9 protein-coding genes are annotated in these 13,190 nt (G+C 44.0%); all 9 read right to left on the bottom strand.

Features of this window, described 5'->3' with window-relative positions:
- Window positions 1-329: 329 nt before the first annotated feature.
- The 9 genes from J2Z34_RS16880 to J2Z34_RS16845 all read right to left on the bottom strand — a co-directional run bounded on the left by J2Z34_RS16880 (window position 330) and on the right by J2Z34_RS16845 (window position 12,532).
- Complete coding sequence (locus J2Z34_RS16880; protein WP_209461043.1) at window positions 330-767, bottom strand: hypothetical protein; 438 nt, start codon at window positions 765-767, stop codon at window positions 330-332.
- 184 nt (window positions 768-951) lie between these two features.
- The gene (locus J2Z34_RS16875) at window positions 952-1,326 is read right to left on the bottom strand and encodes a hypothetical protein (protein WP_209461042.1); all 375 of its coding nucleotides are present in this window, start codon (window positions 1,324-1,326) and stop codon (window positions 952-954) included.
- Window positions 1,327-1,416: 90 nt separating this feature from the next.
- Window positions 1,417-1,548 (bottom strand): hypothetical protein, encoded by a 132-nt coding sequence (locus J2Z34_RS17830; protein WP_280922345.1) that lies wholly within the window; start codon window positions 1,546-1,548, stop codon window positions 1,417-1,419.
- A gap of 160 nt (window positions 1,549-1,708) precedes the next feature.
- Complete coding sequence (locus J2Z34_RS16870) at window positions 1,709-2,161, bottom strand: hypothetical protein (protein WP_209461041.1); 453 nt, start codon at window positions 2,159-2,161, stop codon at window positions 1,709-1,711.
- Window positions 2,162-2,185: 24 nt separating this feature from the next.
- The gene (locus tag J2Z34_RS16865; protein WP_209461040.1) at window positions 2,186-2,362 is read right to left on the bottom strand and encodes a hypothetical protein; all 177 of its coding nucleotides are present in this window, start codon (window positions 2,360-2,362) and stop codon (window positions 2,186-2,188) included.
- A gap of 87 nt (window positions 2,363-2,449) precedes the next feature.
- A complete protein-coding gene (locus J2Z34_RS16860) occupies window positions 2,450-5,458 on the bottom strand; it encodes an RHS repeat-associated core domain-containing protein (protein WP_209461039.1) in 3,009 nt (1,002 codons plus the stop codon).
- A gap of 47 nt (window positions 5,459-5,505) precedes the next feature.
- Window positions 5,506-6,015 (bottom strand): hypothetical protein, encoded by a 510-nt coding sequence (locus tag J2Z34_RS16855; protein WP_209461038.1) that lies wholly within the window; start codon window positions 6,013-6,015, stop codon window positions 5,506-5,508.
- Window positions 6,012-11,981, bottom strand: coding sequence for a DNRLRE domain-containing protein (locus J2Z34_RS16850; RefSeq protein WP_209461037.1), 5,970 nt, complete (start codon window positions 11,979-11,981; stop codon window positions 6,012-6,014). The genes J2Z34_RS16855 and J2Z34_RS16850 overlap by 4 nt, the downstream gene beginning before the upstream one ends.
- A gap of 92 nt (window positions 11,982-12,073) precedes the next feature.
- A complete protein-coding gene (locus J2Z34_RS16845) occupies window positions 12,074-12,532 on the bottom strand; it encodes a recombinase zinc beta ribbon domain-containing protein (protein ID WP_209461036.1) in 459 nt (152 codons plus the stop codon).
- Window positions 12,533-13,190 lie beyond the last annotated feature (658 nt).

Here is a 13,190-nt window from a genome sequence, read left to right as displayed (position 1 = left end):
GATGACGGCATGATAATCACTCCACTCGTATTGATGGTTTGATTATCTCAAAACACTTGTTTGGCTGCTATGTGCTGTACAATTTCCGCTTACGGAGTATCACTGTCTCAATGTGTGTTTAGGCAACAAGGAGATACTAACACGCAAAATTGAATTCTGCGTAATAGTACCCCCCCTTGCCATTTAAGAATCATTTCGGCTAATTTAACTATCAGTTTTAAGCGAAATACTGGAATCCAAAATAACTTTAAAAAGAGATTCCATTCTGAGCCAGTTCCTTCTCCGTAGAAGTAGATGCATTTCTTGAAAGATACATTTTGGAGACATGACTATATTTCTTCCTGATCCGTTTCTGCTGCAAAAGGCACGTATTTCTCCAAAGGTATTCTAATAGAATCTATTTTTTCCAGTTCATTGAAGAATTCATCCTTGGAGTTATAATCATAGGTCCATACGGTCTTATCTAACCCTTTTAATTCTTCATTAGGTTTATAGTATATGGTAAGCCTTAATTGTTCCATATGGTCATATTCTTCGTCCACCTCAAAACTAAACTGCCTGACAAGCTCGAAGTGGAATAAGGTTTCTCCTGTATGATCATATTCCCCACATTGAAATAAAAGAGCATCATCAGATACGTCAACCTTGATATTCGAAAACTCCTTAAAAACATCCCATGCTAATTTCGGATTAGGATTGTCAAAATCAAAACCTGACTCATTCAACATTTCATTTAAAACATCCAAGGCCATATGGGCATCCATCATTTTCTCATCCTCCTTAATACTGACTCATGTGTAACCTCCTGCGATTGTGTCACAAGATCGGAGATTTCACCTGTAAATCCATCTGTCGTTTGCAACAATAACTGGAAGAGTCATAGGTTTACTTTCGTCTCATTTATTCGCTTCGGATTTCTGTGGGTTCTTCATCCCATCCCCCACCCATTAATCAGAGAACAAAGGAACCTCTTTGAATATCAAATATCACATTATCAATTTCAATCTTTTCGGCTAATATTAAGACTGTGGACAATGTTAATTCAAGTATAATATTAAACTTCATATTCAAAATTACCTTATTATTTTTATATACCTTTAAATTTCTTATCTCAAAGAAAATCTCATTAAGTTCAAAATAAGTGTAGTCTTTCTTATAATAATCTGAAGGATTTTGATTGAATACTAAAGATTTTATATTTGTAAATTTAATCACATGTACTATATCATCTTCAAGCTTTATTTCAGCGACTCCTTGTATAGGGTCATACAAAAACCCAATCACCCTTAAATCCCATAATCTGTTGGTTACTTCTATTATTTCCATAATAAGCCCCCTTTTATTTTATTAGGCTATTAATTAATTAGCTTACTTAAGTTAGAAATTGTAAGGGGGATGTGAGTCATAGCCCTATCATTAACCTGTGGTCTCGAAGGAAACTTTGTCTCCAAAGAGGGTGTACTTTGTGGTGACGCCGTTCACTGTCTTCTCTGTCCTTATCCCGTCAGAGTTGTACTTGAAGCTTAGGCTGGTTGAAGCGTTGCTCAAGCTCTTAAGCTGCCTGCCATTTTCCCAGGTATAGGTCCAGCCGTCATAGTTTAGTGGATTCCCTATGGCGTCATAGGAGATGGCCTTTCCATTGTAGGCTGTAAGCTTGTCCTTCCAGCTTGTGTCGCCATAGGTATGTGTTTTGGCACGTCAATCAATATCACAATTTTGCAAGTTCTTCCACTAGTTCATCGAATAATGGCTGAATTGAATTTGGAAATTTATTTTTGTTTTTTTTATCAACAAATTGTTTTATTATATCTTTATTTTTTTCATTTAAAATATCTAGAAGAGAATTCAATACAGCACATTTATTTCTATAATTTTTCGAATCAAACATCCTTATCAAAGGGTAAATGCTTCGTTCATCACCTAGCATATATAATGATGAATATGCAAAAATTTTATTGAAACCGTATTTTTCTTTATCAAGACGATCAAACACAAACTCCCTCATGCTCGTAATATCAGAAAATTCAACATAATTTGAATATGCTCCTAACGCATATCCCCTTACGAGATAATTCTTATCTTTTTGGCTCATATCTTTTATCTTTTCCCATAATTTTGAATCGATTTTATCCGGAATCGACTGAATTGCTTGAATTCTCACCAAATAACTTGAATCGTACAGAAGTTAATACAGAATTTCTCCCAGTTTCGGTTGTTCTAAATTACCAACGGCTTCTGCAACTAAGTATCTAATTTGATTATCTTTATCTTTTGATAGCAATTTAATCATTTCAAAATCAAATTCTGATTGATTTCCCTCTATTAACTCTATTAGATACTTTTCTTTTTCTTCATACTTCAAATAGACCCCTCCTATGAAACATCATTGATTTAATAATACTATTTTACTTGAACGCTTATTTACTTTGATTATAATTTTTTCTCTTCTTTACATTACGTTGTTTTCGTGCTTTTTGTTCTTTCTGAAGTCGTGACTTCTCTTCTTTGAAATACTCTTGTCATCTAAAGCTCTCGCTATCTCTTCATCAGATACGCCAATCAATCCTGTATCTTTTTGATTTGTTTTACCTTTAGATTTAGTATATAAAATTGAATAGGTTCGTGCGAACAGTTGACTTACAAACTTAAGATTTTCATATGTTTGTGTAACATAACCATTTATGCAAGCTGCAATGTTTTTACGTTGATTAATTGTAAGAACAACCGCAGATATTACCGTAACTGCAACACTAATGCCCTGTACAATCAAGTATATTTCAATGGTGATATATCCTGATTCATCGATACTGTTCACTGGATTATTCAGCGCATAGACGAAGAGGTTATTTTCAATCAGACTGTCCTGGTCAACTTCAAGAATGCCTGAATCGTCCGCATTGACAAACCTGCCCCAGTCAGGATTGTAGTACCTTGACTGGAGATAGTAAAGTCCGGTCTCTGTGTCGTAGCGGTATCCTCTGTAGCGGTATGGATTTTTAACTCCAATCGTGCTAGCAAGACTTCCCGTTGTAGAGATCAGCTTCCCCCAGGTGTCGTAGGTGTAGCTGACCACAAGGTTTCCTGCATTATCAATAAGCCCTGTGATGTCCCCCTGGGCGTTCCTTGTGTAGTAGTATTCTGTTCCGTTCATGTTCATTGAGAAGAGGTTCCCTGAAGCATCATAGCTGTAGTGGATCTTGTCCGATCCAGTGGTCTCGAAGCTGACCTTGTCACCAAATACTGTGTACTTGGTGGTCACTCCATTTACAGTTTTCTCTGTCCTTATCCCGTCAAAGTTGTACTTGAAGCTGAGGCTGGTTGAAACGTTGCTTAGGCTCTTCAGCTGTCTTCCATTCTCCCAGGTATAGGTCCAGCCGTCATAGTTTAGTGGATTCCCTATTGCATCATAGGTTATTGCCTTGCCGTTATACGCTGTAAGCTTGTCCTTCCAGTTAGTGTCGCCATAGGTGTAGGCTACAGTGGTCAGCACTGCACCAAGTGTTCCATTGGTGTAGGCATACTCCTTCTTGTTAAGGATGTTTCCTCCGGCATCGTATGTATAGGTTATGGATTTGTTCAGATATCCATTGTCTTCCCTTATGACCTCGTTAAGCTCATTGTAGTAGTACTTCGTGAACTTGGTCCCGTCTGTTATGGTCTCTATGTTCCCGTTCTGGTCATAGGTGTATGACACTGCGCTTCCATTGTTGGTTACGGATGCTACCCTTGCTGTGGTGGACCCGTTGACTCCTGAATGGTAGGCGTAGTTAACGGTCCAGGTTGCTGAACCTGTACTTATGACTGATGTATCGATCCTTCCTAACTCGCCATAGTTCGTCAAGCCATATGCGCCGCTTCCCAGGGTCACCTTCTTTGGCCTGTTGTCATTGTCATATTCATAGTTTACAGTAACGCTGTCCCCACTGTATACTTCAAAGCTCCAAAGGGAGTATCCATATATTGTACCTCTGAGCCTCCCGTTCATTCTTACATATCGTCCAGTTGCGGAAAGGCCACTAATATCATCGATTCCACCATTACCAGTTTCTGTACTGAAAACAGTAGTCCAGCTAGTAGCATCATTCGATACTTGAATATCATAGCTTTTTCCATAGGCATATTCCCAATCAAGAACCACTCTGCCGATGCTCTTACTGCTCCCAAGATCAACATATATCCATTCATTATCTGTAGCATAACTTGAACATCTTGATGAATTGTTCGCATCAAATGCATATGAGGCAATAAAGCTTGGATTTTCAACCGACGAACTATTGGAGACATGATTGTATGCCATATCTTGGTTATTAACTGACCCAAACGTCTCGGTTATTCCACTGACATTGTTGTTGATATCAAAGCCATTTGTCAGGCTGCTTCCATCGCTTCCTGATATCTTAACAAGGCGGTCTGCAAGGTCATACACATATCTGTAGCTTGCACTGTTTACCACATCCTCCAAGTAGCCAAGGTTCCCCGATGCGTCATAGCCGTACCTGAACTTCACCTCGTACTGGCCTGTCGCACTGTTCCATACCTTGTATGTCGCCACCCTGTCCAGGTTATCGTAGTCTGTGGCTACCTTGTGCCCGTTTCCATAGGTGGACTCAAGCAGCCTTCCAGTCCTCAGGTCGAAGCTGTTTGTTATGAGGGTCTGGCTTCCTGCAGATACGGTGGTGCTATTCCCCAATGCATCATAACCGAAGGTATAGCTGAACCCGTTGTGTGCTATGGTCTTCAGACTGTCGTTCTCATATGTGTATCCATTTGTCACAACGCTTCCGTCAACCGTCTTCGATACCCCGGTTAGCGCATCAGTATTGCTGTCATAGCTGTAGGTTGCTGTCTTCCCCTTCGGGTCTGTGCCGCTTGTCAGTGTTCCCTTGCTCTCGTTGTATGCATAGCTTACGCTGTTGCCTGAACTGTCGGTAATTGTATCTGCGTATGCTCCGCTTGCGGTATAAGTTGATGATGACTCCATGAAGGATGTGGCGCCGCTTACCTTCGCCTTCCTTGGGTTTCCGTAGCTGTCGTATTCGAAGCTGTACACCACATTCTCAGCGGAGGTGGCCTTGGTCAGCCTCCTCTTCCCGTCAGCTGAATACTCGTAGGTGAAGAAGCTGCCCTTGGGATCTGTTAACTTCACAAGGTCATTCTGCGTGTTGTAATCGAAGCTTGTGTTCTGCTTGGCAAGGTCCACGGTGGAGGTCACGTTTCCGTTCGAATCGTACTGGTAGCTCTGTCCGTACTCCTCCCTGTACAGCTGTATGCCATCGAAGTAGGCGGTGTTAAGGTTGTTTTGGTACATTACATATATGTCAACCTGATTGAACGCCACGCTTGGTATTACAGTTCCCATAAGGTATTGCCAACCAGAAGAGTCAATATTGAACTCCATCTCATACCATACATGGGAGCCTCCCGATACAGGCTTGAATCCAATACTTATTCCGAACATTTACGAAAAATGTCTTTCTGTGAAATACGTTATTATTGCAACTCAGGTTAAAATAACACTTTGATTTTTGCTGCTATCTGTTTCGCATTGTAAGTTTCTTTGTTAAGTGTAATCACGATTTTAGATTCGTCAATTGTAAACACCACAAATACATCCAGTCTCTTTTGCTTTATCAACCTTCTGCACATATCATAAGATATGTTTTGGCCAAATAAACTTTCGTCTTTGAAACTGTAAATAGCTATATGTTCAATATCAAAAGTGAATGAGTCTTTCAGGAAGTCCTGACATTTATTTGATAAAGATACCAACCTAAAAAAACCATTAGAATACTTGTTTTTTTCAAATGAGGCTTCATGCCGCAATTGTATACTTTCAATTTTTTTAGGTGAGAAACTTTCTTCATCTGCAAAGCCCATATCAGCAATAATTTCAATCTCTTTCTTAAACTCAAATATGTTAATCAGTTTTGCTATATTTTCCGGTATGCAATGCAACCCACTAATTAAGATATCGGCAGTATTGATATATGCATGGTTATCTACCTTTATCTTCATTTCCTAAATCCCCCATATATGCCTGAACCTATAATTCCTATAGGAACATGAATATTTTGGGTGAATTGAACATTCATATGAAATAAGCTTTTAACACCAACATCAAATCTAATATTGGAGACTTTTGTCCCTATCTTTAGCAATGTTCCTCCGGCTTCATGGAAATTTACATTATTTGTAGATAATATTTTGACATTCTTAGCTAAGTTAATGCCGCCGTTTCTCCCGGTCTTTGCGCCTAAATTCGCTGCAACTTTAAATCCTCCACTTAAAACTTGCGATGCCCCAGCCATAATTCCACCGGTCATAAATCCTTCTACCGCGCCGTTAATAGCCCCATTTAAAGCTGCTTTTTCTGTCCCTTTCCAGCTTCCGGTAGATACTCTATGGGAAACTGCACTCGTACCAGCGCCTACTGCAGCACCAATTGCCGCACTTGCTAATGCCGCTTGGGTTCCAGCGACTAATGCTGGAATAAAAGCGGCTCCAGCACCGCCTGTAGCTACTGTAATCGCAGCCCCCAAAGCAATTGATCCTGCACCAATTAATGCTTTCATTGCCCACTTCGGCCAATGGCCATCTTCGTCACTCATGTTGACCGGATTGTTGAAGCAATACGCAAAGAGGTTATTTTCGAGCATATGGTCATTGCCACCATCAAGAATATCCGTGGTATCCACATTAATAAACCGACCGATTTCCGGATCATAGTATCTTGCGCCTACATAGTAAAGTCCTGTCTCTGTGTCGTAGCGGTATCCCCTGTACCTGTATGGATTCTTAACTCCAATCGTGCTCGCTAGACTTCCAGTTGTTGCGATCAGCTTCCCCCATGTGTCGTAGGTATAGCTAACCACAAGGTTCCCTGCATTATCAATAAGCCCTGTGATGTCCCCCTGGGCGTTCCTCACGTAGTAGTATTCTGTTCCGTTCAGGTTCATCGAGAAGAGGTTCCCCGAAGCATCATAGCTGTAGTGGATCTTGTCCGAGCCTGTAGTCTCGAAGCTGACCTTGTCACCAAATACTGTGTACTTGGTGGTCACTCCATTTACAGTCTTCTCTGTCCTTATCCCGTCGGAGTTGTACTTGAAGCTGAGGCTGGTTGAAGCGTTGCTTAAACTCTTCAGCTGCCTGCCATTTTCCCAGGTGTAGGTCCATCCGTCGTAAGACAACGGATTTCCTATGGCGTCATAGGAGATGGCTTTACCGTTGTACGCTGTAAGCTTGTCCTTCCAGTTAGTGTCGCCATAGGTGTAGGCTATGGTGGAAAGCACTGTACCTAGGGTTCCGTTGGTGTAGGCATACTCCTTCTTGTTAAGGATGTTGCCGCCTGCATCATATGTGTAGGTTATTGACTTGTTCAGGTATCCATTGTCTTCCCTTATGACCTCGTTCAGCTCATTATAGTAGTACTTAGTGAACCTGGTCCCATCTGTTATGGTCTCTATGTTCCCGTTCTGGTCATACGTGTAGGATATGGCGCTTCCATTGTTGGTTATGGATGCAATCCTTGCTGTGGTGGACCCGTTGACTCCCGCATGGTAGGCGTAGTTAACGGTCCAGGTTGCTGAACCTGTGCTTATGACTGATGTATCGATCCTGCCTAACTCGCCATAGCTCGTCAAGCCATATGCGCCGCTTCCAAGGGTCACCTTCTTTGGCCTGTTGTCCTTGTCATATTCATAGGATGTCGTGTATGTGGTGCCGTTTCCTGTCTCGGTTATACTGCTGACATTGTTGTTGACGTCAAAGCCGTTTGTCAGGCTGCTTCCGTCGCTTCCTGATATCTTAACAAGGCGGTCTGCAAGGTCATACACATACCTGTAGCTTGCACTGTTTACCACATCCTCCAGGTAGCCAAGGTTCCCCGATGCATCATAGCCGTACCTGAACTTCACCTCGTACTGGCCTGTCGCACTGTTCCATACCTTGTATGTCGCCACCCTGTCCAGGTTGTCATAGTCTGTGGCTACCTTGTGCCCATTTCCATAGGTGGACTCAAGCAGCCTTCCGGTCCTCAGGTCGAAGCTGTTTGTTATGAGGGTCTGGCTTCCTGCAGATACGGTGGTGCTATTCCCCAATGCATCATACCCGAAGGTATAGCTGAACCCGTTGTGTGCTATGGTCTTCAGCCTGTCGTTCTCATATGTGTACCCGTTTGTCACAACGCTTCCGTCAACCGTCTTCGATACCCCGGTAAGCGCATCAGTATTGCTGTCATAGCTGTAGGTTGCTGTCTTCCCCTTAGGGTCTGTGACGCTCGTCAGTGTTCCCTTGCTCTCGTTGTAGGCATAGCTTACGCTGTTGCCTGAACTGTCGGTAATTGTATCTGCGTATGCTCCGCTTGCGGTATAAGTTGATGATGACTCCATGAAGGATGTGGCGCCGCTTACCTTCGCCTTCCTTGGGTTTCCGTAGCTGTCGTATTCGAAGCTGTACACCACATTCTCAGCGGAGGTGGCCTTGGTCAGCCTCCTCTTCCCGTCAGCTGAATACTCGTAGGTGAAGAAGCTGCCCTTGGGATCTGTTAACTTCACAAGGTCATTCTGCGTGTTGTAATCGAAGCTTGTGTTCTGCTTGGCAAGGTCCACGGTGGAGGTCACGTTTCCGTTCGAATCGTACTGGTAGCTCTGTCCGTACTCCTCCCTGTACAGCTGTATGCCATCGAAGTATGCGGTGTTATGGTTCAGGTAGTACAGCGCATATATTGATATGCTGCTGTAGCTTCCGTCCGCTATTATCGGAGAGGACATGTACTGCCAGTCTCCGGAATCCTCGTTGAAGTTCACTGCAGCCCACTGGGTTGTCCCGTCTGTCTTCCTTATCACAAGGTCAAGTGCAAAGTACCTGAGTCCCGACAAAGGCACTGAGGCTCCCTTGGCCCAGCCGCCCATGACGAAAACATCACCTGCGCTTCCAGATACGTTTATGTTCTGTACCAGGCTCTTGTTCGTCCCTGCATTTCCGTTTATCTTAAGGACGTTGTCATCAATGCTTGACGGGTGGTTGCTGTCGCTTGTAACCACTGCCCCGTCTCCCGTGGTGAAACCCCCTGATGACCATCCGTCCAGACCATACTTGAAATCCCCGTTCTGCACAAGGCTATACCTGTTTGCGATGGAGCCTTCCTCAAGCTGGATCGAGTCGAACCATGCGGTTCCGCTCTCACCCTCGATACCTATGCACGCATAGGCGCTTCCTGATATGGCATTTGATGGTATGGTAAAGCTCACCTCGACCCTTGTCCAGTCATTGGTCCCTGACACATACTTCCCATATGCATATTTCCAGCCTGCTGCATCCTGGTACCTTACAGCTGCAAGGGCTCCCATTGAACTTCCTGAAGTGACACCACTGGTCTTCATGTAGGCTGACAGCGTGTATGTATTTCCCTTGGCAAGGGTAACCAGCTGCGACGCGAAAACCGTGCCGGCATTGCCTGTCTTGGTGATCCTTATTGACTGGTTCCCAAGCTGCTTCTGGTCTGACACATAGGCCAGCGTACCCGTTGAACCGTTATGCTGCTCAAGGGTCCAGTATGATCCGCTTTCCCCTCCATGGTTTCTAAGCTCGTTGACCACTGTCTTCTGAAGCTTTGACTCAATGGTCAGCTTGTTCTTCGTTGACCCTGCTGTGCCGTATCCATAGTAGGCTCCATAGCCTCCGTTGTCCTTTATGGATATGGTGTTCCCCTGGTTGTTGAACTGGTATGTGTTGCTTCTTCCCAGGTAGTCGGTGAACACAGTGGTGTTGTAACCGTAGCTTAGGGTAAGCTCCCCTCCAAGGGCCCTGGACGTGCTTGTCTCACTTATCTTCTGCACCCTGTACGGAGCCACTCCGTAGTAGGACCACCCTATCCTGTAGCCGTCGTGGTTTGTGGCGGTTACGAGCTTCTTGTTCCCGTCATAGGCGTAGGTGCTGTACTTGCCGTCAGGATAGGTTATCCTCTCAAGCTGAGTCCCGTTGTAGGTGAAGCTTGTGCTCCTTCCTGCAGGATCTGAAATTGACAGCAGCCTGCCTGTGCCGTCGGTGTTAAGCGTAAGGACCCTGCCTGAACCGTCAGTCACTGTGTACAGGGCTCCGTTGCCTCCATAGGCCAGGGTCATCTGGTTACCTTCAAGCTCCCGTATCTTTCCAAGCTTTCCCAGGGAGCTGAATATCAGGCTGTTCCCTCCCTTGTCGGTTATGACATACCTCTCTTCGGTGCTTCCTCCGTTTATCGCCATGGACATATCTATTCCAGACTCGTCCACATACTTCCCCTTTGCACTGTCATACAGGAAATAGTGTATCGTTCCGTCCTCGTCTGTATATGCGTAATACTGTATCCCATCTATAGTCCTTGGAACAACGGTCTGGCTTAGGCTTGTCCTCCAGCCTGCACCGTAACCCATGTCGGTACCCGCCTCATTGGAGTTCCACACATGGACAAGTGACAGGGGCAGCCTTGATCCTGTGAGGGATATGTCCTCATGGACAAGCACCAGGTTCCCATTGTAGTCATTGACATACCCTGTTCCTGCCCGGCCCACTGACTGGGAATGGTAGGTCCAGTAGCCTTCAAGTCCCGAATTGTTGACGTAGCTTATGGTTATCTGGGGTCTGTACGCTTCACCGTAGCTGGTGTCTGACGAGTGGAAGTCAATGTAGTATCCGCTGGTTTCTATGGAGTTCTTCAGCATGAGGCCGTTGTTTACCCCTGTGGAGTACCATTCCTTAACTATCCCCGTTATGTCCCAGTCGAACCTTGATCCTGACGAACCTGAGACCATCTGGTATTCCTCGGCCTTCACTGAGTTGTAGGACGGCTTGTTGTTCCACGTTATGGTGGATGAGCTCCAGGCGGAGTTCACCTTGTACACCTCTATCTGTCTCGGTGTCACAACGCTGGTATATGTTGCCAGGTTAAGGGATGCGTCAACTATTAGGTCTGCTGCAGTAAGTGCAGGCAGCGTGAACTGGAGAAAGCTCCTGTTGACATATGAGCTGGCACCGTAGCCTGCTTTCAGGAGCCCCATGTTGACATAGTTTGTGTTAGGGTACGCTGATGATACTGGTGCGTCGAATATCTTCGTCCTTTCCACAGTGGTTGAGACCACAGGGTCTATCACCACAGGATACTGCCTTGATTCGTCGGCAAGCCAAGCGTTGTCAACCTTAAGGGTAAGCCTGTACTCGCTTCCTGCCTTGACCTCTGTCAGGCCAACTTCCACGCCGTAGCTTGCCTCACCAAGGGCGTCAACCATGAAGGGAGCAGGCATCTCCATGACTTCCTCACCTGTTGCCATGTCCCTCAGCATTATGCTTCCGCTCTCATCCAGGACAGGTACCATGTTCTTCAGGTACAGGCTGAAGGAAAGCTCAGGGACCTCCATCCTGGACTTGACTACTATGTTCTCCTTGACTTCTTCAGCCATTACAGCGTACTCAAGGTCCATTCCAGGGAGTATCTCCTCATACCTTGCTGTTGACTGCAGGTTCCTTAATACGGTCTTGTCCTCAGGGAGTTCCCCTTCAGGTACCACGATGACAACCTTGGTCTTGTCCCCGCCATCAAGGTTCCATGCTATCTCGTACTGGTCTTTCCTTATTGTTACAAGCTTCGATGCATTGCTGCTTTTTGCTATCTTGACCTTGTAGGAGTTCTTCCTGTTCTCAAGGACAGGCGCATTTGATTCATCCACACCGTCTGACAGGCTGTTGTCTATGTCGGTAAGCTTTCCATCTTCAAGGTAATGTACAGCTGATGGGTAGATGACAGCCGTGTACGACATGTCATCATTCAAGAAATGCTTGACATTCTTCTCTCTCTTTTCGATAATCTCCCCAATGATCTCAGGCTTTTCTACCTTAACATTAGGAGCGTCTGCCTTTGTGAGCTCCGTAGCCAAAACCTTTCTGGGAACCGGAGTCATGGCTAGAGCAAGGCACAGGAAGAATGATATGGCTTTCTTGAATTTTGTCAAAATCATCACCCTTTTCAAAATTATTGTACAACTAATATCAGTATAAGCTGTCGCCTATCACCTAAGCTATATCGGATTTAGGATGCGATTACTTAATCAATTCGAATATCAGTCTCGTCAATCAATGTAACTATTGTCGTGTATATATTCACCTTAATACATTCTACTAATTCATAGTAAATTTGATTACCCTCTGCATTCTTGAATTTGTAGACTACCTCAAGAAGATATTTAGCTTGATGCCTGATTAGAGGACTTTCACTCTTCAGATCCTTCTCCCATTTTCTCAGGTATGATTCCGGATTGTCTCGGATATGCTCAAACGCCTTCACCACAGCATCTCTTAGTAATTCTTCATCCACATGTCTGTTTTTACAAAGAACCTTCCCCTTTTCTTCATACTTGTGATTGCACTGCCAGATGACTCGCCTGAGCTTCTTGTTTGTGGAGTTCCAGACCTTTCTGCCTAATAAGCCACCACACTCTCCGCAGCCTGGATTCCCGAAAACTATAACGATGGAGGATTTCTCACCCACACCACCACTCGTCACGGAAACCCCCTCGAAACTCGATCCCTACAAGGGCATCATCGACAAGTGGCTGGAGGAGTACAAGGAACAGCGGTTTTTCGATGATGCCAAGGTCCTGCAGGTTCCGCGTGAAATATGCAGCGTTCATTTCACCATTTTTAAATTAATAAAAATTTGTCGGTAATGTTGGGATACCCCATAAGTAAATAGGCCATCGCCACATTATATTAAGTGTGGGATGGCTTTACGTTACAATATTGCTGACATTCGCCCTATTAAGCTCCCAAAATTTGTAGTGATATTATTGTTGCACAACAATAATGAATAAAGTTCTAGTCACTGCTAAGTTATAAAATTTTAGATGTGTAATATACTATTATTATCATGCTTATCGTAAAATATGATAAAGATAGTACTTTCTTACTATTTTGCCATTCTATAATAGAAAAACAAAGGAATTGAAATGCAACGGTGTACATAATTAATAACAGAGAAAATAGACTCTTAGTGAATAACCCCCAGACAAACAATACAATTATTGAAACTCTTATAATCGGTTTAATCCTGTCATAGACTGTATTAAACATATTAAACTCCATTCCGCCGCTCCGCTTGCGGCACAAATAGTAATTAAAAGTTAGTGCGGATTATTTCTAACTTTTCTATACTAATCTCAAGA

Origin of the sequence: Youngiibacter multivorans, assembly GCF_017873395.1 — a bacterium.
GTDB lineage: Bacteria > Bacillota > Clostridia > Clostridiales > Clostridiaceae > Youngiibacter > Youngiibacter multivorans.
The sequence above is the reverse complement of the archived record's forward strand: the minus strand, read 5'-3'. Positions and strand labels throughout refer to the sequence as shown.